Annotated in this window: 24 protein-coding genes; 18 read left to right on the top strand and 6 right to left on the bottom strand. The window is 45.8% G+C overall.

Translation table 11 applies throughout. The features are described from left to right. Positions 1–25: 25 nt before the first annotated feature. Positions 26–595, bottom strand: a complete 570-nt coding sequence (locus tag CSH93_RS15020; RefSeq protein ID WP_100644109.1) for a TetR/AcrR family transcriptional regulator — start codon at positions 593–595, stop codon at positions 26–28. 297 nt (positions 596–892) lie between these two features. Here CSH93_RS15020 and CSH93_RS15015 point away from each other — a divergent pair, with 297 nt between their 5' ends. Beyond that, a complete protein-coding gene (locus CSH93_RS15015) occupies positions 893–2,482 on the top strand; it encodes a M28 family metallopeptidase (RefSeq protein WP_240615628.1) in 1,590 nt (529 codons plus the stop codon). A gap of 113 nt (positions 2,483–2,595) precedes the next feature. On the opposite strand, the gene slmA is transcribed toward CSH93_RS15015, so the two are convergent. After that, positions 2,596–3,183: a nucleoid occlusion factor SlmA gene (gene slmA, locus CSH93_RS15010; protein ID WP_100644108.1), complete on the bottom strand. Its 588-nt coding sequence runs from the start codon at positions 3,181–3,183 to the stop codon at positions 2,596–2,598. Next, positions 3,183–4,409 (bottom strand): bifunctional phosphopantothenoylcysteine decarboxylase/phosphopantothenate--cysteine ligase CoaBC, encoded by a 1,227-nt coding sequence (gene coaBC, locus CSH93_RS15005; RefSeq protein ID WP_100644107.1) that lies wholly within the window; start codon positions 4,407–4,409, stop codon positions 3,183–3,185. The genes slmA and coaBC overlap by 1 nt, the downstream gene beginning before the upstream one ends. A gap of 86 nt (positions 4,410–4,495) precedes the next feature. Between coaBC and radC the strand changes: the two genes are divergently transcribed. The 8 genes from radC (at position 4,496) to mutM (ending at position 9,892) form a co-directional block, all read left to right on the top strand. Continuing rightward, positions 4,496–5,170 carry a RadC family protein gene (gene radC, locus CSH93_RS15000; RefSeq protein WP_100644106.1) on the top strand — a complete coding sequence of 225 codons (675 nt, stop codon included), beginning with the start codon at positions 4,496–4,498 and terminating at the stop codon, positions 5,168–5,170. Positions 5,171–5,188: 18 nt separating this feature from the next. Then, positions 5,189–6,337, top strand: coding sequence for a glycosyltransferase (locus CSH93_RS14995; RefSeq protein ID WP_100644105.1), 1,149 nt, complete (start codon positions 5,189–5,191; stop codon positions 6,335–6,337). Further along, a complete protein-coding gene (locus CSH93_RS14990) occupies positions 6,334–7,095 on the top strand; it encodes a glycosyltransferase family 25 protein (protein ID WP_100644104.1) in 762 nt (253 codons plus the stop codon). The genes CSH93_RS14995 and CSH93_RS14990 overlap by 4 nt, the downstream gene beginning before the upstream one ends. A 4-nt stretch (positions 7,096–7,099) precedes the next feature. Then, positions 7,100–7,939 (top strand): glycosyltransferase family 2 protein, encoded by an 840-nt coding sequence (locus CSH93_RS14985; protein WP_100644103.1) that lies wholly within the window; start codon positions 7,100–7,102, stop codon positions 7,937–7,939. Positions 7,940–8,090: 151 nt separating this feature from the next. Then, positions 8,091–8,327 (top strand): 50S ribosomal protein L28, encoded by a 237-nt coding sequence (gene rpmB / locus CSH93_RS14980; RefSeq protein WP_100644102.1) that lies wholly within the window; start codon positions 8,091–8,093, stop codon positions 8,325–8,327. Between the two features lie 12 nt (positions 8,328–8,339). Next, positions 8,340–8,495, top strand: coding sequence for a 50S ribosomal protein L33 (gene rpmG / locus CSH93_RS14975; protein ID WP_100644101.1), 156 nt, complete (start codon positions 8,340–8,342; stop codon positions 8,493–8,495). Between the two features lie 115 nt (positions 8,496–8,610). Further along, positions 8,611–9,057, top strand: coding sequence for a hypothetical protein (locus CSH93_RS14970; RefSeq protein WP_124748989.1), 447 nt, complete (start codon positions 8,611–8,613; stop codon positions 9,055–9,057). Positions 9,058–9,079: 22 nt separating this feature from the next. Further along, positions 9,080–9,892, top strand: coding sequence for a bifunctional DNA-formamidopyrimidine glycosylase/DNA-(apurinic or apyrimidinic site) lyase (gene mutM / locus CSH93_RS14965; protein WP_100644099.1), 813 nt, complete (start codon positions 9,080–9,082; stop codon positions 9,890–9,892). Here the strand turns inward: mutM and coaD are convergent. Next, entirely contained in the window at positions 9,889–10,383 is a 495-nt protein-coding gene (gene coaD / locus CSH93_RS14960) for a pantetheine-phosphate adenylyltransferase (protein WP_100644098.1), read from the bottom strand. The genes mutM and coaD overlap by 4 nt on opposite strands. 139 nt (positions 10,384–10,522) lie before the next feature. On the opposite strand from coaD, the gene CSH93_RS14955 reads away from it, so the two are divergent. Genes CSH93_RS14955 through CSH93_RS14945 form a run of 3 tightly spaced genes read left to right on the top strand, consistent with a single transcriptional unit; the run spans position 10,523 to position 13,199 of the window. Continuing rightward, positions 10,523–11,989, top strand: coding sequence for a capsule assembly Wzi family protein (locus CSH93_RS14955; protein WP_100644097.1), 1,467 nt, complete (start codon positions 10,523–10,525; stop codon positions 11,987–11,989). 14 nt (positions 11,990–12,003) lie between these two features. Next, on the top strand, positions 12,004–12,774 hold the full coding sequence (locus CSH93_RS14950) for a glycosyltransferase family 2 protein (protein ID WP_100644096.1): 771 nt from the start codon (positions 12,004–12,006) through the stop codon (positions 12,772–12,774). Positions 12,775–12,800: 26 nt separating this feature from the next. Continuing rightward, positions 12,801–13,199 (top strand): FAD synthase family protein, encoded by a 399-nt coding sequence (locus CSH93_RS14945; protein ID WP_100644095.1) that lies wholly within the window; start codon positions 12,801–12,803, stop codon positions 13,197–13,199. On the opposite strand, the gene CSH93_RS14940 is transcribed toward CSH93_RS14945, so the two are convergent. Next, positions 13,180–13,923 carry a 3-deoxy-D-manno-octulosonic acid kinase gene (locus CSH93_RS14940; protein ID WP_164078389.1) on the bottom strand — a complete coding sequence of 248 codons (744 nt, stop codon included), beginning with the start codon at positions 13,921–13,923 and terminating at the stop codon, positions 13,180–13,182. The two genes, CSH93_RS14945 and CSH93_RS14940, sit on opposite strands and share 20 nt — an antisense overlap. 146 nt (positions 13,924–14,069) lie before the next feature. Here CSH93_RS14940 and CSH93_RS14935 point away from each other — a divergent pair, with 146 nt between their 5' ends. Then, positions 14,070–15,077, top strand: a complete 1,008-nt coding sequence (locus CSH93_RS14935; protein ID WP_100644093.1) for a glycosyltransferase family 9 protein — start codon at positions 14,070–14,072, stop codon at positions 15,075–15,077. Here the strand turns inward: CSH93_RS14935 and CSH93_RS14930 are convergent. Further along, positions 15,074–16,402: a 3-deoxy-D-manno-octulosonic acid transferase gene (locus tag CSH93_RS14930; RefSeq protein WP_124748988.1), complete on the bottom strand. Its 1,329-nt coding sequence runs from the start codon at positions 16,400–16,402 to the stop codon at positions 15,074–15,076. The genes CSH93_RS14935 and CSH93_RS14930 overlap by 4 nt on opposite strands. Positions 16,403–16,539: 137 nt before the next feature. Here CSH93_RS14930 and CSH93_RS14925 point away from each other — a divergent pair, with 137 nt between their 5' ends. The 5 genes from CSH93_RS14925 (at position 16,540) to tdh (ending at position 22,900) form a co-directional block, all read left to right on the top strand. Next, positions 16,540–16,983, top strand: a complete 444-nt coding sequence (locus tag CSH93_RS14925) for a hypothetical protein (protein WP_100644091.1) — start codon at positions 16,540–16,542, stop codon at positions 16,981–16,983. Beyond that, entirely contained in the window at positions 16,980–18,173 is a 1,194-nt protein-coding gene (locus tag CSH93_RS14920; RefSeq protein ID WP_124748987.1) for a TonB-dependent receptor, read from the top strand. Before CSH93_RS14925 ends, CSH93_RS14920 begins: the two co-directional genes overlap by 4 nt. Position 18,174: 1 nt before the next feature. After that, positions 18,175–20,616, top strand: coding sequence for a putative bifunctional diguanylate cyclase/phosphodiesterase (locus tag CSH93_RS14915; RefSeq protein ID WP_100644089.1), 2,442 nt, complete (start codon positions 18,175–18,177; stop codon positions 20,614–20,616). A gap of 65 nt (positions 20,617–20,681) precedes the next feature. Beyond that, entirely contained in the window at positions 20,682–21,878 is a 1,197-nt protein-coding gene (kbl, locus tag CSH93_RS14910; RefSeq protein ID WP_100644088.1) for a glycine C-acetyltransferase, read from the top strand. Beyond that, positions 21,875–22,900, top strand: a complete 1,026-nt coding sequence (gene tdh, locus CSH93_RS14905) for an L-threonine 3-dehydrogenase (protein ID WP_100644087.1) — start codon at positions 21,875–21,877, stop codon at positions 22,898–22,900. Before kbl ends, tdh begins: the two co-directional genes overlap by 4 nt. Positions 22,901–22,907: the final 7 nt, after the last annotated feature.

Raw genomic sequence — 22,907 nt, 5'->3', positions numbered from 1 at the left:
CAACTAGGCGTTAGCGAATAAAAAGCTAGCGTTGTACGCTGCCGAGCAACATCTGTGTTGCCAATTTTAACTCTTGGTTGTCTTGAACCAAAATGGCATTAACGGCAAAGCCTTGAACGTAGCTGGTGAGTTGTAACGCCACAGCTTCGATTGGTGTATCTCGCGATATTTCATGACTGTTCATGGCGCGCTCTAGACATGCGATAAAATCTATTTGTAGTCTATCCAAATAATGACGACCAAAGTCTTTAATCGTTTGATCATCATGGCCCAACTCAGTAATACAATTGACCAATAGACAACCACGCCCGCTGACTAACGTTAAATAACGGTCGAAAAAGTCATTGATCGCGTGGATACCTTGAGGTTGCTCTAATGCGACTAAAACCTCTTGAAGTTGTGTATCCAAATAAAATTCAATGACGCGATATAAAAACTGCTGTTTACTGCCAAATTCGCGGTAGAACCCTCGACGATTAAAGTCTGTGCGAGCGATGATTTCATCCATCACAGCGCCGTGAAAGCCATGCTCAAGAAATACATCTATAGCTTGTTCCATGACTTCTTCTAGATCATAAAGTGGTGCGCGAGGCATAAGAAATTCCTTTCGAGAATCTTTGTTCTCTAGCCTAGTGTGAATTACTCAGTAGTCAAGTGCTTTGTGCGGGAGTGGTAGACCGATACAACGGGAGTAAAAACCTGTGAAAGCCTCGATTAATCGACGTTTCTGTGAGTTCGATAACCATTCTCTAACTGTTTATGCTCCGCGGTGTAAGTTAAACTAGTACTTTGCAGTAGAAACAAAAGAAAACCTACCATGATCCGTACCGATAAAATGCCAATGCAACTTGGCAAAATTCTAATCGCTAGTATTGCTTTGTTCGTCACCAGCATGAATGCCTCTGCAAATAATTTAGAGCCTGATGAAGAGCGAATTAAAGCGCATATGCAATTTTTAGCCGATGATTTATTAGAAGGCCGGGAAACCGGTAGTCGTGGGCATGAAATTGCGTCTTTGTATATTGCTACTGAATTCGCGAAGTATGGTCTAACACCGGCAGGAACCGATCCACAATCTCCCTATCTTCAGCGCGTAAATTTCCGATATGCAACATTGGATCAAGAATCGCCAGCGTTTAGCTTGACGGGAGCGGACGGCAGCACGCAAACGTTCAGCTACCCCAAAGAATTCATTATGGGCGCGGATACTGTTCGGAAGGCATCAGACGTATCTGCGGGGCTAGTGTTCGTCGGTTATGGTATTACAGCGCCGTTGCTGAATCATGATGACTATGCTGGCTTGGATGTAGAAGGCAAAATTGTCGTCGTGCTATTGGGCAAGCCGAATGACTTCCCGAGTGAAGAAGGTGCTCACTTTGGGTCGACTACACAAAAAAGAGCCTATGCTGCTAAGAATGGCGCTATTGGTATGATCACAATTCCTACACCGCAGTGGGAAAAATCCAGACCCTATCAACGCTCTTTGAATTACTTGCACGTGCCGTCTATGCGTTGGCTGAATAGCGAAGGAGAGCCTGAAAATGTACAACCTTCTCTTCTCGGCGCCGCGCAATTGCCCATGGAAACGGCTAAAAAACTATTTGTTGGTGCAGACAAGTCATTAGAAGCGGTCTACGAAGAAGTAGAAAATGATCGAGTGCCAGCCGGTTTTGCACTACCGGGTAATGTGTCTATGAGTCGCAAGAGCGAGCATAAGACTATCACGAGCCCGAATGTCGTTGGCATTATTGAAGGCTCAGATCCTGAATTGAAAAATGAATACGTGGTGTATTCAGCGCATAGTGATCACCTTGGATTTTCTAAAACCGTTAAGAAAGACAATATCAACAATGGCGCAATGGATAACGCTTCGGGTACCGCTGTCATGCTGGAAACTGCGCGTTTGTTTAGTCTTTTAGAGACAAAACCTAAGCGTTCTTTGCTGTTCGTGGCTGTTACGGGTGAAGAAAAAGGTCTATTGGGCGCTGACTATTTTGCTCGCAACCCAACGGTGCCGCTAAGCAGTATGGTGGCAAATGTTAATTTGGATATGCCAATTTTGACCTATGATTTTGCTGACGTCATCGCGTTTGGTGCAAGTCACAGTGACATGAAAGCCTCAGTAGAAGATGCAGCGGCAAATGTAGGGATCACGTTGAGTGACGATCCATGGCCTCAGCAAGCATTATTCACTCGCTCTGATCACTATGCTTTCGTAAAACAAGGTGTACCAGCCGTATTCCTAGTACCTGGGGTCAAAGCGGTGGACCCTAATGTTGATGGCGCAAAAGTGCTAAGTACTTTTTTGAGTACGCACTATCACAAACCATCCGATGATATGAAGCAAGATTTCAATTGGGACGCTGCGATTAAGTTTACTACGGTCAATGCCCAAATTGGCTCGACTTTAGCGAATCAGCAAAAACGTCCCGCATGGAATGCCGGTGACTTTTTCGGTGATACTTTTAGCCGGCGCGATTAAGTTAACGTCGCACTCTGACAACAATGATCAAAAAAGCCCGTGGTTATGACGGGCTTTTTTATGCTTGCTGGGCGTGCTTCGACCAGTGAATAGTTATATTTGTTTAGCCGTTTTTAAAAGAAGTGATTCTTGATAAACGCCCACTGAGCCGCAAAGTCTTCTGTCGGTTTACGCGTGAACTCACTGCGAATAAACAAATTGATACGGCCATCAGCGTAACACACGAGCATATTCGCAATGATGCCTTCATCCGCAGGCAACTCTTTACCCTCGCGTAGTTTTCGTTCTCTTAAAACCTGCTTTAGCTGAGTTTCTAACCGCTCATACAGTTTAGCGATGCGGGTGCGCAAACGTTCCTGCTCACCTAGTAAGGCATCGCCATTCAGAATACGGGTAATGCCAGGGTTTTTTTCAGCAAATCCAAGCAGTAGGTGCAATATCATCTGACATCTTACCGTGGCATCTTTTTCATCATTTACAATTTTATTAATGCGTGAAAATAATGCTTCTTCGATAAACTCGATCAATCCCTCAAACATGCGCGCTTTGCTTGGAAAGTGGCGATATAAAGCGGCTTCAGATACGCCTACTTTCTCAGCTAATTTTGCCGTTGTAATGCGTTGTCCAGGATTGGTTTCGAGCATGCCTGCTAAACATTGCAGAATTTGTGCTCGACGATTGGGTTTTTTAGTCGCTGGCATTAATCCGTTCCGTTTCTTTTTTGTTTTAGTGTGAACTGTTCAGCTAAAAGCGCTATCAACTGCTCGGCTAGAACAGATTTAGGCGCTTTGTTCAGTATATGATTACCGTTATTCCAAAACACATGCAACGAATTTTGGTCGCTATTAAACCCTATATCGGCATTTGACACGTCATTTGCAGCAATCATGTCGAGCTTTTTCTTTTTCAGCTTACTCATTGCATATTCAGCAACATCGTGAGTTTCAGCCGCAAACCCCAGCGTAAAGGGTGCAGGTGAAGAAGATGCAACATCGCTAAGAATATCAGGGTTTTTAATTAAAGTAAGTGTTAACTCATCAGAGTTCTTTTTGATTTTTTGCTCAGCCACAGATGCACAGCGATAATCTGCTACAGCGGCTGTTGCTATGAATATGTCGCAACTCTGTAACTTCTGCATAACCGCTTTGTGCATTTGCTCTGCACTTTCAACCGAGACAAGTTCCAGTCCATCGGGTTTGGGTATCGCGGTAGGGCCACTGATCAGCGTGACATGAGCCCCAGCTTTAACGGCAGCTGTTGCAATGGCATAACCCATTTTTCCGCTACTGTGATTAGTCAAGTAACGCACAGGGTCAAGTGCTTCCCTCGTTGGGCCTGCGGTAATGACTAAACGCTTACCAGAAAGTGCGGGAATGTAGTGAGTTGCCTGTGAGGCAATAAGCTCAGCGACAATATCTAAAGGTTCGGTCATGCGACCCGCGCCGATATCGCCACAGGCCTGTTCACCACTATCGGGACCGATAAACTTAAGTCCACGCTGCTTAAGAATCGTAACATTGTGTTGGGTTGCATCAGCAGCCCACATTTGCTGATTCATAGCGGGCGCGACCATAACATCTGCAGTTGTTGCAAGATATAAGGTGGATAACAAGTCATCAGCAATGCCATGTGCCAATTTGGCCAAGCAGTTTGCGGTTGCGGGTGCTATCAGTAAGGTATCGGCCCATTTGGCCAACTCTATGTGGCCCATGCCTGCTTCAGCTTCTGGGTCGAGCAAATGTTGATGAACGGGGTGACCAGACACAGCCTGCAACGCCAATGGACTGACAAATTCTGCTGCTGAATCCGTAATGACGACCCTGACTATTGCACCCTCTGCTGTCAGTTTACGCACCAGATCAGGTGCTTTGTAGGCAGCTATCCCCCCGGTAATACCTAGAAGAATATTTTTATCTTTCAGTAGCATAGGTGAATGACTGACCTTGTGTACGGCGACTTTGTGCACGTAATACGCTTAATTACTAACGTTGATAGTAACAAGGGATTGTACAGATGAGAATAACTGATTGGACTGTGAATGAGCGGCCTCGTGAAAAACTACTTCGTCGCGGCGCTGAGTTTTTATCTGATATTGAACTACTTGCTATCTTTATTCATTCAGGCGTGGCGGGTAATAATGCATTGGTGTTAGCGCAACGTTTACTCGACCAGTTTGGTAGCGTCTATGGGGTGCTGTCTGCCAGTGAATCAGAGCTACGAGCTCAGTTGGGTATTGGCAAGGCGAAATACGCATTATTCAAAGCGGCAGTGGAGTTATCTACAAGGAGTTTACACACCCAACTGTGCGCAAATAATGTGTTTAGTGATGTTGATGCGGTAAAGCATTACTTGCAGCTCAACATGTCTGGTCTACAACAAGAAGTTTTTGCACTGATGTTGTTGAACAGTCAGCATCATTTGATCAGTTTCTGCAAAATGTTCTATGGCACAATTAACAGCGCCGCAGTATATCCAAGAGAGTTAGTCAAGAAGGCTATTTTAGAGAATGCCGCGGCCGTTATTCTGGTTCATAATCATCCTTCAGGTATTGCTGAGCCAAGCCAAGCTGATATTGATATTACACACAGAATTACATCGGCAATGGCATTAGTGGATATTTCAGTGTTGGATCATTTTGTGGTTGGTCATACAAATACGGTATCATTCGCGCAACGAGGACTGATTTAGATTCGCGCAGCCACACTATTGGATACTACAACTCTCCCAGACACTTCATATCGTATTGCGCTATTGATTGATTCTCTCGCGGGTGGCGGCGCTGAAAAAGTGGTTATCGCGCTGGCTCATGCATTTGCCTTGTTAGGCCATCAACCGGTATTAATTTGTTTACAACGTCGCCAAGAATACGATATGCCCGAATCAATACCGGTGCACTTTTTATATGAACAAAAACGGGCAAAATTGGCCCGTACCAGCAAAAGACAAGCCCATGCGCAAAACTTGTCGGCGTTAGTGAGTCAGATAGAACAACAACATGGTCGGTTTGATTTGTTTTTATCTAATCTGGATGAGACCCACTACATCGTTTCTGCGTGTCAGTTCTCACCGTGTTTTTATGTTGTACATAATGCCATTCAACCGACTTTGAATCGGGCACTTAAAATGGGCCCATTTAAGTATTTACGCCAGCGACGCTTATTTAAGGCATTGCAAGGTAAAGCACTTGTTGCCGTTTCGGACGCACTGGTAGCAGAAATACAATCGCAAAACTTGTTCAAACCAGCTTCTGTGCAGCGTATATTTAACCCGTTTGATTTTGATGCGATCCTCAGTCAACGTGATGAATGTGAGGATGATATTCCCACGCAACCCTATATCATTCACATTGGTCGTTTCGCCAAACAAAAACGCCATGATGTGCTATTCAAAGCGTTACGCTTAATGCAAAACAAAAGCGTTAATTTAGTATGTTTGGCGGGTAATAGTGAACGTATACGTCAGCTCGCAATAAAATGTGGTGTAGGTGATAATGTTATGGCTCTGGGGTTTAAACAAAACCCTTATGTATGGATAAAGCACGCCCAATGTTTGGTGTTAAGCTCAGATTTTGAAGGCTTTGGTAACGTTATCGTTGAAGCATTGGCGTGCAACACGCCGGTTGTATCGACGAACTGTCCCTACGGTCCCAATGAAATAATGATTGATGAACACAAGGAATTTTTAGTGCCAGTGGATGACCCCAAAGCATTAGCTGAGGCAATTGATAAGCGGTTGGATACACCTATGTCAGACGTTGGCGACGGTTTGCGCGCTCGTTTTGACCATTTACAGATTGCGCATCAGTATTTGGCTTTAGTGAGTGATGAACAAATGTCGGCTGTAAAATCACGATGACTCAACGTCCCCCCTGTTTCGTCATTAATCTTGCACGTTCGACAGAACGACTAGACGTGATCCAGCAACAATTTTCGGCACTAAATCTCTCTTTTGAACGGGTAAATGCGGTAGATGGTAAAGATTTAACCTCGCAACAATTAAATGCCGTTTATGCGCCACAACACCCGGATGCCTATTATAAAACCTTAAATATGGGCGAAATTGCCTGTTATTTGAGTCATAGAGCCATTTGGCAACGCATCGTTGATGAGCACATTCCGTTTGCCATTATTCTTGAAGATGATGTTCATTTACATTCTTCGTTACCCCAGAGCATCTCGGCTATTGAACAGATGCCGGAAGATTGGGATTACATCAAGTTAGCGCAACACGTGCGTAAACGTCCGACCGTGCATCAACACCGGTTTGGTGATTACACTCGAGTGACTTATGCAAAAGTACCCGCGCGCACCTGCGCACAAGCAGTAAGCTATGCGGGAGCAAAAAAGCTCCTCGAACATAGTCTGCCGATTATTCGTCCGATCGATATTGATTTGCAATATTGGTGGGAAAAAGACCTCCGCATATTTGGTTTAATGCCCTATCCGGCAGAACCTAATGTGCAGCAAAGCAGTGATATAGAAGTGATTGCACAGCGTAAGAAAGCGGTTAAAAGCCTGACACGAAAATTATCCAACATGTGGCAGTTTTACTGGCTCAACCGTTTACATACAAAACGCAGATTAGCATCACTAAACCAAGATATTCAGGGGTAACACTATGCAGATGTCCGTTATTTTTTCGACATACAATTCACCAGAATGGATGCTAAAAACACTTTGGAGCCTGCATTACCAAACATTTCAAGACTTTGAAATAATCATTGCGGATGACGGATCTGATCAGGCAACAGCTGACGCCATTGATACTTTTAAACAGGCGTCTGGGCGCGACATAAAACATGTGTGGCAACCCGATGATGGCTTTCAGAAGACGCGTATTTTAAACAAAGCTCTTATCGCCAGTGAAGGTGAGTACATATTGTTTACCGACGGTGATTGCGTATTACGTAACGACTTTCTAGCAGTGCATATGTCGCGTCGTGAACCGGGTTATTTTCTGTCTGGCGGGTATTTTAAATTGCCTATGGAAACCAGTAAGGCGATTACACGAGATGATATCGCGTCAGGAGACGCGTTTAACTTAGACTGGTTGCTCGCGCATGGTTTAAAGAAAACACACAAAACTATGAAACTGACCGCAACGGGTTTGAAAGAAAAACTGTTGAATTCGCTGACTCCAACCAAAGCTACATGGAATGGTCATAATGTTTCTGGCTGGCGGAAGGATATTTTCGCGGCCAATGGCTTTGATGAACGTATGCAGTACGGCGGTGAAGACAGAGAGCTTGGCGAAAGGTTATTCAATGCGGGTATTAAATCTAAACAAATTCGATATTCAGCGATTTGTTTGCACCTTGATCATGCGCGTGGTTATGTGACGCAAGAGATGCGAGATAAGAATGCCGCCATTCGCGCAACGACCAAGCGCAACAAGATCACGCAAACAGACTATGGAATAAAACAAGCGATCGCGCGATCAAAAGAAGATCTTAGCTAATTTAAGTTGATCATTGCTTGTATTTACTGTATAACATGCGCCCTCTTAATTGTAGGTTGGATGCCCGCGTAGCTTCCCGACTATTGATTAGTCAGTAAGGGTCGCTGCCACTAGTGGCAACACCATTGTAAACGTTGTTCTGGAGACAAAAATGTCTAGAGTATGTCAAGTGACAGGAAAGCGCCCTGCGGTTGGTAATAACCGTTCGCACGCGCGCAACGCGACTCGTCGTCGCTTTTTACCAAATTTGCAAACCCACCGTTTCTGGGTTGAAAGCGAAAACCGCTTTGTAAAATTACGCCTTACTCCAAAGGGTATGCGTATCATCGATAAAAAGGGTATTGATACGGTTCTAGCCGATATCCGTGCTCGTGGTGAGAAAGTTTAAGGAGCCTAGACCATGCGTGATAAAATCAAATTAGTATCAACTGCAGGTACGGGTTACTACTACACGACTGATAAAAACAAGCGTAATATGCCTGGCAAAATGGAGATCAAAAAATACGATCCTAAAATTCGCCAGCACGTTATGTTCAAGGAAGCTAAGATTAAGTAATACTTAACTTTTGTCTCCTTTTAAAAGCCCGGCATTGACCGGGTTTTTTGCGTTTTAATCAGGCCCTTGAATAGGGTAAGCTAGCGCCAGCATTGATTACACAATGGGAATGAAGGTGAAACTGTCGGCTCGCGCGTTCAACAATGTGATTATCTTCTCCATGTTGCTGATGATTGCATTGTTCAATCTAGACCAGTGGTTGCCAAAACCTGCTCCGAGTGCTCAGCTGCGTCTGATATCAGATAACGACTTGGTGTTACGCATCGATATAGGTGATGCTCGTATGGAGCGAGTGGGTACGCAGTGGCGAATCGTTGAAGATGGTGGAAAACTACACCGTTCGGGCGATGAGGTGATTAATTACTGGTTGGCAGCAACGTTGACACAAGTGTCGCAATCACCCGCTGCAGAACGTCGAGTTGATGCCAGTATATGGCTTGCCCGTCAAAACGCGCCCGCGACAGTGACATTAATTAACACTCCACAAGGCGATTATGTTGATATTGGAGAGTTCGCCTATAAATTGGACGGCGTCACTTTTGAACAACTGGTGTTTAATTAAACCCAACTGCTAGGATGTTACTGTGCCAGAATTACCTGAAGTTGAAGTCAGCCGCATGGGGATCGAGCCACATTTGGTCGATCAAACCATAACAGCCATAAAGGTACACAACAGGTCACTTCGCTGGCCTGTACCGAATGAAGTACAGCATGCGGTAGGCCAGGTTATACAGTCGGTTTCTCGCCGTGCTAAGTACCTGTTTATTAACACTTCTGTAGGCAGTGTGGTACTGCATCTAGGTATGTCGGGCCGATTACGCGTCGTTGATCGACAATTACCCTTAGTTAAACACGATCACATTGAAATTATGCTCAGCAGCGGGCAGGTTTTACGCTTAAATGATCCTCGACGCTTTGGTGCTTGCCTTTGGCAGCCAAACGATGATGAGCCTATGGCAATCCTTGCCAACCTGGGCCCAGAGCCGTTAACCGATGACTTTGATTGGCAGCATCTATATGCGCTATCTCGCAATAAAAGTACGCCAGTAAAGACATTTATTATGACCAATCAGGTCGTGGTGGGTGTCGGTAATATCTATGCTAACGAGGCGCTATTTTTAAGCGGCATTGATCCAAGACGAGCCGCTGGAAAAATTTCAAAAGAGCGCTATCAGCGTTTAACCGACAATATCAAGAAAGTCCTTGCTGCGGCCATTGAGCAAGGTGGTACAACGTTAAAAGATTTCACTCAGGCTGATGGTAATCCTGGCTATTTTAGTCAGCATTTACGGGTTTATGGCCGCTCAGGAAAGCCTTGTGAAGTATGCCAGCAGCCGATTAAAAGTGTGGTGATAGGGCAACGCAATACCTTTTATTGCCCACAATGTCAGCGTTAGCTTTGATTGTTATTGTGTAAGCGTTTCTTCAGAGCCGCTTGCACAACCGGATGACAAAATTGACTGACGTCACCGCGGTGTAACGCGACTTCTTTGACCAAGGTTGAAGAAATAAACGAATTTTCTTCTGCGGGTGTTAGAAACACGCTTTCTAGTTTGGGATTTAGACGACGGTTCATATTAGCCAACTGGAACTCGTACTCAAAGTCTGACACGGCGCGCAAGCCGCGGATCAATACCGTGGCATTTTGTGCGTCGGCAAAATCTGCCAACAACCCTGTAAAGCCTATAACCTCGACATTATCCAGATGCGCGGTGATTTGCTGGATCATCTCTACGCGTTCTTCGAGTGTAAACAGTGGCTTTTTACTGGGATTGGCAGCGATGCCGACTAGAACACTGGAAAACATTTGCGCCGCCCGCTCAATGAGATCGGCATGACCGTTAGTAATGGGATCAAAAGTACCTGGATAAATAGCGCGCGTATGCATAGCTGCGTATACCTCAATTTAAATCAGGCGAAACACTACATGGAATCTAATTTTGATGCAATTTATTCGCTGAATTGCCTATATATTCTGGGACTTATCGGCTAGGATCGAAGCACTTTTAGCCCTGAGACTATGACCCTTGCGCCTCGTTGTTTTCGCCATTATAGGCACTTTATTCAGTTTTAAATCTGTTGCTTCACCCTGGGTGGGAACACTCGACCCTCATCTTCATCACGATTTGGTGACAGTGTCAGAATATGGTCTTATCGATTCGGTGGTGAATACCTATCCGGTGCCATGGAAAGGTATAAGTTCACAGCTTAACCGCATCGACACTGAATCATTACCGAGCCATGTGGCATTGGCTGTAGTGCGCCTGCGCCATTATCTCGTGGCGCAGCAGCGAAGCGCTTGGGACAGCTACAGTGAACTATATGCCGCGAGTGACAAGGCAAGATTTACCGGATTTGACGCCGAGCAGCGACCCTCTGCACGCTTTACTCAGACCGTTGAATATACTCAGGGGCGTTGGTCTGCACAGGTGAGCATGAATGCTGAACCCGGTGGAGAATATAATTTAGATCAAAGCTATTTGGCGGTTCAACTGGCGGATTGGACATTTGCGGTCAGTGCGTTAGATCAGTGGTGGGGACCAGGCCAAGCGGCGAGCTTAATATTGACCGACAACGCACGTCCCGTGCCTGTTTTGTCGCTTTCCCGCGGCACTACACAGCAGTCGGAGTCAGTTTGGCTCCGTTGGTTAGGGCCTTGGTACTTCACAGCCCAATTAGGGGAATTGCAGGATGAAAGGCAAGTCGATGGGGTAAAATTATGGCGCACTCGTTTTACCTTTAAACCGCTTAATGGTTTGGAGCTAGGAGCATCCTGGGCGGCCATGTGGGGCGGCGAGGGACAAACGAATGGCCTGTCGGGCTTCTTGGATGTGATTACGTTCCAAAAGGAGTGTGCAAACGGCGCGGCTAGTTGCGATCCCGAGCTCAATACTACAGTGGGCAATCATATCGCCGGCTTTGACGCGAAATATACTTTTCGGGTGTTAGACACACCCGTATCCGTATATGCGCAGCGCGTCGGCGAAGACGCCGTTGACGGTTACAAGGTGACAGATAATGCGAACTTGTTCGGCATCTCAACGTACTTGGGTAGTACATACGTATATGCAGAGACCAGCGACACCAATATCGCGTGTGCTGGCGATGGCAGCACGGTAACCAATTGCTACTATGAAAGTGGGTTATATCCAGGCGGCTATCGTCATCATCAGCGTGCGATTGGCAGTACATTTGATAGTGATGCAAAGTACACAACCATAGGCGCACGTTTTAGCGTGAGAAAGCTCGACAATGTGCAGGTATCGCTTAGTCGTATAGAGTTAAACCCAGATGGGCAGCGTCCGTCACCTGTGCTTGGTGACAGCATCCAAGAAGATCTCTGGTATTTCTCTGGCGCTTATCAAACTGCGTTCTCCGACTGGCAGGTGAAAGTGGGGCTGAATATCGCGTATCGAGAGTTTGAGTTACAGGCGCGAGATAACGAAACGGATGTGAACGGGTATTTACATATTCGATACGCGTTTCCAGATTAAACGTCGAGGGTTGTATGCAAGAACATAGCGAAAAGTTGGCGGTAAGCGTATTCATTGTCGCACAAGATGAAGCACACAATATGCCGCGTTTAATGCAAAGCTTGTCGACATTTGCCGAAGTCATAGTGGTGGATTCTGGCAGTCAGGATAAGACTATAGACATCGCCCGTGAATTCGGTGCCACAGTCTATGAACAACCTTGGTTAGGGTATGCTGGTCAAAAGCAATTTGCTCTGGATAAATGCACTCAGCCTTGGGTGTTGAATCTAGATGCTGATGAAGTTGTCACTGACGAAATGCTTGAAGCCATTATTAAGTTTGTCGAGCGGGATGACATTGATGCTGTGCGATTTGATCGCAACGATTTATTTATCGGTAAAATGCCGCCGCCAAGTATCAGTAAACCGAATAATGTGCGCTTATATCGCCGCAAAAATGCTCAGTTTGATACGTCACAGCAGGTCCATGAAACCGCAAAAATTGAAGGTCAAATCACCACGACTAACGCCAGTTTTGATCACTATGGTTATGATGATATCCAGACTTTAGTTGCTAAAACAAACCAATATTCAACGCTCAAAGCGACGGAAAAATTTAACCGGGGAAAACGAGGCTCTCTGCTCAAGTTAATGTTGATCTTGCCGTTAGAATTTTTGCGTCAGTACTTGTTAAAGCGGATGTTCACATTTGGCGTGCGAGGTGTGATCTTAGCGGCAATAAATGCGCAATATGCATTTTTAAAAGAAGCCAAATTGATTGAACAAGGGTTACGCGAAAAGCAATGATTTAACGCCTAAGCAAGGGTGGATTAATGAAGCGAGTGATAACGTTCGGTACGTTCGATGTATTTCATATAGGGCACGTACGTATATTAAAAAGTGCCAAAGCATTAGGCGATTATCTGATTGTAGGTGTTTCTTCAGATGAACTAAACGCTGACAAAAAGGGGCGCCTACCCATCTATAAGCTAGAAAACAGAATGGAAATCATTCGCTCCTTATCGTTTGTTGATGAGGTTTTTGTTGAGGAATCACTGGAGAAGAAACGAGAGTATATTCAGCTGTTTAACGCCGATATCTTAGTCATGGGGGATGACTGGGCGGGTAAATTTGATTTTCTAAATGATGACTGTGAAGTGTGCTATTTGCCGCGCACACCATCGATATCAACGACTGAAATTATCGAGATCATTAAAGACTCGAATGATTAGCATAACCGTGCATCAACGCTTGCCAACAGGTTGCATCATAGTGATAGGTTTGGTTGCGGCGTTGCTCTTTTAGCAATGAGCGCTGTAGTCTCGCTAAATTAGCTGACTTCCATCCTTCTCCTCTACGAATACCGCATTTATCAAAATCAATCAGCCAGGCCTGTCCATCCGTATCTAACATAATGTTGTGAATATTGAGATCATGATGGTAGACCTGAAGTTTATGGAAACTCGCTATGGTAGCGCCAATGTGCCGCCATTCGCGCTCTCCCAGAGTGCCTTCGCGTAAAAACGTATGCGCATCTTTTGCATTGGCAATGCGTGTTGTTAATAGATCGCCGCGCCATACTAAGCCATCGCGCTCGACAGAGCCGGCAATCGGGGTTGGACAGGGTAAGCCCCAACTACGCATGCGAATAAGTAAATCGAGCTCTCTAACGGGGCGCGTCGCAGCCTGCCCCAAATACAAAAACTGGTCGTCTAGGTAACGTCCAACAAGACCTCCGCGCTTATAGTGACGCAGCACCAGGTCAGTGCCATGGTAGGTAAGAAACTGTGTTGTCCCTCGCCCTTGCGCATAGCCAGTAACCTTGAGGTCTGAAACGTCTTCGGGCGCGTTAAACCATTTAGCGGTTAAGGTTGGTAATCCTGCTGACTGGAAGTTATTGGGTACCCAGTAGAGGGTGATCTGTTCTAGTTTTTGATGGGCTAACAACGGGTTCAAGTTAGAAATCCATGATAACACTTGAGAATTACAGTTAATTGTAATCAAATTAGCGGCAGTCTTCCGCAACTATTCCAATTTCTTTGATTTTCTTACGTAAAAAAGCACAGCCCATAGAACTGCCGTCAAATGCTAATGTCTGCCTGATGCGCTTATCTGCTATCGGAGATGTTTGCCATGCGGTCGCAATGGTACAGGCGATCCAACAGCAACGCCCTGACATAAATATAACTTGGGTGATTGGCAAAATAGAACATGCCTTGCTAGATGGTTTACCCGGTGTTGAATTTATCGTATTTGACAAAAAACAGGGGAAACAAGCGGTACACGCACTCAAGCAACAAATGCAAGGAAGACATTTTGATGTATTACTAATGATGCAAGTGGCGTTGCGCGCCAACTGGGTGTCTAGGGTTATACCCGCTAAGATTCGAATAGGTTTTGACCCCGCTCGTAGCAAAGAGCTACACAGTTGCTTTACCAATCACACAGTCGCACCTCAACAGCATGCTCACGTATTAGATGGATTTATGGGGTTTGCTGCGGCTATCGGTATTTCGCCGCCTCAAACGCCTCACTGGAATATGCCTATTTCTGCTGAAGAGCAGATGTTTGCAGGCGACCTAGCACATATCTGGGGCGAGTATGTAGTGATATGCCCTGCGGCTTCCAAGGCTGAACGTTGCTGGTTACCTGAGCGCTATGCTGCCGTAGCTGATGCAATAGCGGAGTCCGACAAAACCGTTATTTTGTGTGGTTCGCCTGCTGCACTGGATACCACTTTAGGCAACCAGATCCAGCAATTGGCGCAACAGCAGTTGGTCAATATGATCGGCAAGACGTCGTTAAAACAGCTTCTTGCAATATTGGCAACAGCCGAATTAGTAATAGCGCCAGACACGGGCCCAGCGCACATGGCCACAACTGTTTCAACACCCGTGGTAGGTTTGTATGCGCACAGCAACCCTAGACGCACAGGACCATACTTAGACATTGACCACGCAGTATCTGTTTATGATGACGTAATAGAGGAACAAACAGGCAAAACATGGCAGCGGTTAAATTGGGGCAAGCGAGCGAAAGGCGCTGATCTTATGTCGCGCATCAGTGTTGAAGACGTGTTGGCAAAGGTTAAGGAAATACTGACGCTTTAGTGTTCGTTTAGTAAGTTACCGATCAGTTGCAAATTAGTCTGCAACGCCCCGCGATTGTCAGCAATGACGCTAAACCCTTGCTTACCGGCGTGTTGTCGAGCGGCAGGATCCGTTAGCCAGAGGTCCAGTTGTTTAATAAAGTCTTGCTCATTTAAGACGGTTTTAAGGGCCCCTGAGGCGCTTAAAGCACCGGTTATCTGAGGGTTGTTATATTGACTGGGCCCCATCACAATTGGTACAGAGTAGAGCGCCGGTTCAAGTGCATTGTGCCCACCTCGTTCAGCAAAACTCCCCCCCACAAATGCAATGTCAGCAATGGCATACATATCATGCATAACACCCATGGCATCTATCAGAACGAATTCAGCGTCTTCAGCAATGATGCCGTCAGAATAGCAACAGTATGTGCGGCCGGATGCGATAAGGAGCTGCTTAACGTCGTCGAAGCGTTGCGGGTGGCGAGGCACAATACAGGTTATCAAGTTGGTGTGTTTTTGCTTTAACGCGCAGTGTGCGTCTATCGCTAATTGCTCTTCTGGCGCATGAGTACTACCGGCAATGATAATTGTTGCCTTATGCGCTCGGCGATACGTATCTAATTGCGCAACAAAACCGTCTGCAACCAAGTGCTCAGCAATTTCAAATTTGATATTACCAGTATTGTGAACCTTTGATGAGTCAGCCCCCAAATCCACATAGCGAGCCGCATCCTCTTTGCTTTGAGCGCTTATGTAACTGAACTGTTGTAAGGTCAAGGTCAAAAAACGCCCTAGCTTGGCGTAACGTTTGGCGGAGCGCTCCGTCATTCTGGCATTGATCAGCATCGATGGAATTTGAGCTTTAGTGCATGCACTGAGTAAGTTAGGCCAAAGCTCCACCTCAGTGATCAGCAGAATTTTGGGGTTAACGATGTTGACTAATCGACGCATAAACCAAGCATGATCGTAAGGCAGATAACAATGTTGAACCTTATCCGTTAATAGCCTTGCCACTTGTTGGGCACCCGTTGGCGTTGTCGTGGTAACGGTGATGGAAATGTTGGGGTAAATAGTGAGCAATTCTTTGGCCAAGGGAGCAATCGCTGTCACTTCTCCAACGGATACACAGTGCCACAGGACGTCAGTACGTCTTATGTTCGCTGGGAAAATGGCAAAGCGAGATAAACGTGCCACCGTATAGCCGGGTCGAGCCAACAACCATTTGATACAGAACCTGATAAATAGAACCGGAATTAAAAGTGTCCAGAGTGCACCATACAAAAAGAGTTGGAATTTATAACGCGAATTAGCGTTGGTAGATGGTTTATTGGGTTGTGATTGACTCAAAGCCTTACCGACATAGATAAAAGTAACGTTTCACCAGCGATATTAGCGCATATTCATAACGATATCGCAAAACTTAAAAGATGCACTACACTGAAAGTGGGCAGTTAGATTCTTAGGCCACCATTTATGAGGTGAAATTGAGACGATTATCACTGCTTGCCCTGATTTTGTTGATATTTCCGGGTGAGCTAGTTGCTGAAAATGGAGATTCAGTCGTGATTGCGCATCCGCAAGTGGCGCAAAGCTCAGTTAATCACCAGCAACTCCGACGCATATTCTTACTCAAGCAGCGAACATGGGATGATGGTTCGCCCATTTCGTTGATCGTGTTTGCCAGCGATAACAACACTCACAGTGAATTTTTACGGCAACGATTAAAAATGTTCCCCTATCAGTTAGAGCGAGAATGGAACAAGTTGATCTACTCTGGGCAATCTGCCCCACCAGTGGTTGCGACCAACACAGAAGACATGTTGAATATTGTCGCGAGCACTCCTGGTGCCATAGGCTATTTAGTGACTCAGCAACCTGCAATGGCAAGACATGGGCGGGTTAAAATCATTGAGGTAACCAACGAATGAGAAAAAGGATTTATCACTTTGGTTTGAAGGCGAGCATATGGGCTATCTGTATGCTCCCATTGTCCGGTTTTGCTTCAGACGCGCTTACCGTAAACGGTTTCGTCGCACAAGGCATTCAACGAGCGACGCAAACCAATTTCGTTAATGATGATGGTGATACCACGTTGGAGATGACTGAACTTGGGATCAATGCGCGTTATCAACTCAGTGAGCAACTCAGTGTGAATGGACAATTAGTCTATTTAAACGCTGGGCAACGATACCCTGAAGGCATAAGAATCGATTACATGTTTATTGATTGGCATGCTATTGCGACAGCGAAATGGAATTTAAACGTCCATTTAGGCCGCTATAAAAATTACCACTGGTTGTATTCGGCAACGCGTGATGTGCCGCACACCCGGCCGGGGAATGTGCTGCCACAGTCCATCTATTTTGATAGTTTCCGAGATGTTGCACTGGGCAGTGATGGTATCGCATTGCGGGCGAACACTGCGAACCAGTGGGGTGACTGGGAAATTAATTGGAGCTATGGTCGTTCGCCAATTGGCAAAGATTCCACCCATCAATTGTTTGGCGATTTAGCCACAGGAGATATTGATCAAGAATATGCCCATCAAGCGAGTATCTATTGGCGATCATTCAATTCCAATTGGTTGTTGGGTGGCAATTTATTGGATTCAGATTTCACTTATCACTCTGGCCCGAATGACTTTTATGGCAATGGTGTGGCCAATGTGCAGCGCGTGTCACTGGTGGCTCAATGGCAGAGTCAATATTGGGAGTTAACCTCTGAGATAATGCGAGAGAGCTCACAATACAAAGATGTGGTATTCCCAGGCTTTTTCAGCGACAGCATAGCGGAAGGAGGCTATTTGCAACTCACCGTTATGCCGAAAGAACGCATAATGGGTCTTGTTCGGGTTGACCTATATGATCTGAATCGAGAAGACCGTAATGGCAACGTACTGACTGCGCAGTCCAACGGTGTGCTACCGAATTACTTTGCTTATGCCGACTCAGCCACGATTGGGTTGCGTTATGACATTATGGAAAATTTGGCGGTGAATGCGGAGTACAGCCGAGCCCGTGGCGCTGGGCGGTTAACGCCATTGCTAGCGAAAAACTCATCTGCAGCAAAAGCGGAATATTGGGATTTTTGGTCAGTTCAATTGATGTACTGGTTTTAATATGATTAAACGCCTCAGCATTGCACAAAAGTTCACACTGGTATTGGTGTTTTTACTGGTGGTTTTTAGTGTGTTGTTGGCCGGCCTATTGATCAATCAAGCAAAGCAGGATTTGGCGTTTCAACAGAGTCAAATCCAAATGCAGTACTACAAGCAGGTTGAGCTATTAAAAGTCTTTGTGTCTGACCGAGTGACCAGTTTTATTGAAAGTTTTGCTAACGACTTAGATGCCACTGAGTTTGATGAAACTGAACAGGTTTTGAGTTTACTAAGCCAGCAATATGAACCCTTATTGTTGCGTTGGCAGGTTGATGAGATTTGGTTGTTTTTTGATACTCGAGAGGTTGCGTTAACGTCGCTGCAATCGCCAGTCGACGAAAATGTAACCTTGGTTATGCAGAATGTTCTGCAGGCACAAAGGCCAGAAACGCTGTTGTCGTGCGCATCATCCTGCGCCGTAACCCTTGGGGTTCCGATTATTGTTGGGCAGGAACTCGCGATTGTCTCAGTTCGGTATTCGTTGGCGGAGGTACTTGCTTCACTGGCTAAATCGTCATCTGCAGATGTAGCGGTGGTTGAGGTAGATAAAGCGAATAATGCTATTACGCTAGCAGGCGATTTAACCGAGGTTAATAAGCAACGATTTCAACAACTGATCGGTGCATTGCCGTCTGAGATAAACTTTTCGCGCTTTTATCAGTTCGGCGCCCTCGTCGACGCGTTTGATAGTACGTTATTGTTAAATATTGTGCCGCTAGACGGCGGTGTACAAGACCACTATGTTCTAGCCGTGACGGATATAACAGAGCGCTATTCTGCGCTACGCAATCAACAAGTGTTGATTGTGTCAGTAGCAATTATATTGAGCTTGGTCTTTATCGGTTTAGTGGCTTTCTTATTGCGCCAATACCGACAAAAGCTCACAAATTTATCGCTTCGACTGCCTTTATTGGCGGAGAATCGCTTTGATGAATTTAAAGAGCTGCGCTTGCATCGTCGCAGTTGGTTCAAAGATGAACTTGATCAATTGGAAGATTCAGCCACAACACTCGCACACAATCTCGAACAACTAAATCAACAGGCGATCGCTGACCAAATACAACTCGAAAAAATGGCAATGTTTGACACCTTGACCGGGTTACCCAATCGCAGCATGTTGATGTATCAAATAGAAAAACATATCGGCGCACTGAAGCGCTCGAATAAGAGTGTTGCTTTGATGTTTTTGGATTTGGATGACTTTAAGCGGATCAATGATTCATATGGTCATGGTTTGGGCGATGCGTTGCTTGGCAAGCTTGCTAAACGTGTGAGTAAACAATTGCGCATTGCTGATATCGCCGCACGCTTTGGCGGCGATGAGTTTGCAGTACTGTTGACTGATGTCAACACGCAACAAGATGCTGAAATAGTGGCCGAGAAGCTGCTGCAAAGCTTTAAAGCTCCGGTTGAACTTAAAGAACATCGCTTTTTTGTGTCGGTTAGTATTGGTATCGCGATCACGCAAGAAGATGATGTGACTTCTACAGAGTTGTTGCGTCACGCTGATATTGCGATGTACGAGGCCAAAGCGGTGTCGGGTTCAGCGTATCGTTGTTATGACGCCGCAATGAACCGTAAGTTGATGCGGCGGGTCGAGCTGGAAAATGAAGCCAGGCTGGCTATCCAACATGATCAGTTCTATCTCGCGCTCCAACCCAAAGTGTCACTGAAAGATGGTCGCCTACTGGGTTTTGAGTCGTTAATACGCTGGAACCATCCTGAAAAAGGTGAGATTTCACCGGCTGAGTTTATTCCCATTTTGGAAAAGACATCCTTGATGGGTAGCTTAGACTATTGGGTGATTGCTCACTCTATGCAGTTATTGTCACAACTGTCATTCAATGGCTATCACGGCCTATCCATCGCGATCAATGTATCCGCAGGGCAGTTCCTAGACAGCGATTTAGTGGACTATTTGCGTCAGCAATTGCGCCATCATGATATTCCCGCTTCGCGAGTCGAACTTGAATTAACAGAAACAGCGCTAGTTGATGATCTAACACGCGCATGTGAAGTGATGAGCTTGGTCAGGGAACTTGGCTGTAAAATTGCGATTGATGATTTTGGTACAGGGTACTCATCGCTCAGTTATTTGAAGGCTCTGCCTGTTGATGTTGTAAAGATAGACCGTTCCTTCGTCAGTGGTATGCTGGATGATCCGGGTGATCGCAATATTGTGTATTCATCTATCGCAATGGTGAGAGGATTAGATATTGAAGTGGTCGCTGAAGGCATAGAATCGGCGGAACAGTATGCGTTACTGTGCGAATTTGATTGTAATGTTGGTCAGGGTTTTTATATCTCCAGACCTATTCATGAAAGTCAACTTTGGGACGTGCTCTTCGAGCAATGTCGAGAAGGTCTCTGGCAACTCCCCTTGCCGCAACAAACCACAGAATAATCCGGTTTTTCTGTACCCCTGTTGCGAGGTTTATTAAGATAGCGCGTCATTTTTCGGAGGGTGTCATGTCTGAAGCATTTTTGGCGCATTTAAATGCGCAAATTGAAGCAGTTAAAAACGAAGGTTTGTATAAAAAAGAGCGAGTGATTGAATCACAACAGCAAGCCGATATTAGTGTTGCTGGTGGTGAGCATGTAATCAATTTTTGTGCGAATAACTATCTTGGTTTAGCTAACCATCCCGATTTGATTGCGGCCGCAAAAGACGGCTTGGACACTCATGGCTTTGGTGTTGCTTCAGTGCGATTCATTTGCGGCACGCAGGACATTCATAAGCAGTTAGAAGAGAAAATCAGCCGCTTTTTAGGCACTGAAGATACTATTTTGTATCCTTCCTGCTTCGATGCGAATGGTGGTTTGTTTGAAACCATCTTGGAGCCAGAAGACGCGATAATCTCCGATTCACTGAATCACGCCAGCATCATTGACGGTGTGCGTTTGAGCAAAGCTAAACGCTACCGTTACGCGAATAACGATATGCAAGCACTCGAAGAACAGCTTAAGCAAGCCGATGCGGATGGCGCGCGTTACAAATTAATCGCCACTGATGGCGTGTTCTCAATGGATGGCATCATTGCGAACCTTAAAGGTATTTGTGATCTGGCTGAAAAGTACAACGCGATGGTTATGGTTGATGATTGTCATGCAACCGGTTTTGTCGGTGAAAATGGCCGTGGTAGCCATGAATATTGCGACGTCATGGGGCGTGTCGATATTATCACCGGCACTCTCGGTAAGGCGTTAGGTGGTGCTTCTGGCGGTTACACGTCAGGTAAAAAGCCTGTAATTGAATGGCTACGCCAGCGTTCACGTCCTTATTTGTTCTCTAACTCGGTAGCGCCACCGATTGTTTCAGCGTCGATTAAAGTATTTGAGATGATGGAAAATGGCAGTGAATTGCGCCAAGCGGTAAAACGTAACGCAGAGCATTTCCGTCGTCGTATGTCTGAAGCCGGGTTTACCCTAGAAGGCAAAGACCACGCAATTGTTCCGGTGATGCTAGGCGATGCCAAACTTGCCAGTGAAATGGCAGATAGACTGCTTGAGAAAGGGATTTACGTCATTGGCTTCTCTTACCCTGTTGTGCCAAAAGGGCAAGCTCGTATTCGTACCCAGATGTCAGCCGGACACTCGCTTGAGCATGTAGACAAAGCGGTTGATGCATTTATTGAAGTGGGCCGTTCTTTGGGAGTGATCCAATGAAATCATTAGCGAAATTACAGCGTGAACCTGGCATTTGGATGCATGAAGCGCCAATGCCTGAAATGGGTCACAATGATCTGTTAATTAAAATTCGTAAAACCGCTATTTGTGGCACGGATATGCATATCTTTCATTGGGATGAATGGTCACAAAAAACGATCCCGGTGCCAATGATTGTTGGCCATGAGTATGTTGGCGAAGTGGTTGATATGGGCAGTGAAGTACAAGGCTTCAAAAAGGGCGATAGAGTCTCCGGTGAAGGCCATATTACCTGTGGACATTGTCGCAACTGTCGTGCTGGCCGTCGTCACCTTTGCCGGAATACCGAGGGTGTGGGTGTAAACCGTCAGGGGGCATTTGCAGAATACCTCGTCATACCGGCATTCAATGCGTTTAAGATCCCAGACAACATCAGCGACGATTTAGCATCGATTTTTGACCCATTCGGCAATGCGGTGCACACGGCATTGGCTTTTGATTTGGTTGGTGAAGATGTATTGATCACAGGCGCAGGTCCGATTGGTATTATGGCTGCAGCGGTAGCGAAGCATGTAGGTGCGCGTCATGTGGTGATCACGGATGTGAACCCATATCGATTGGCACTTGCCGAAAAGATGGGCGCTACTCGCGCCGTCAATGTAGCCGATGAGAACCTAAAGGATGTCATGAATGCGTTAGGTATGACAGAAGGCTTTGATGTTGGTCTGGAAATGTCTGGCGTACCCAGTGCCTTCAATAGCATGCTTGAGAATATGAATAATGGTGGCAAAATCGCGATGTTAGGCATCCCACCCAACGCCGTCGCTATTGATTGGAACCATGTTATTTTCAAAGGGCTAACCATCAAAGGCATCTATGGCCGTGAGATGTTTGAAACCTGGTACAAAATGGCGAGTCTGTTGCAAAGCGGCTTAAATCTCGAACCTATTATTACCCATCAGTTTCCGATTGATGCGTTTCAACAAGGTTTCGAAACCATGGGCTCAGGCCAGTCAGGTAAAGTCATTCTCAATTGGGAGTAATTAGCAA

This window comes from Neoalteromonas facilis (assembly GCF_002807665.1).
Classification (GTDB): Bacteria; Pseudomonadota; Gammaproteobacteria; order Enterobacterales; family Alteromonadaceae; genus Alteromonas_E; species Alteromonas_E facilis.
This window is presented reverse-complemented; position numbering and strand designations above follow the sequence as displayed.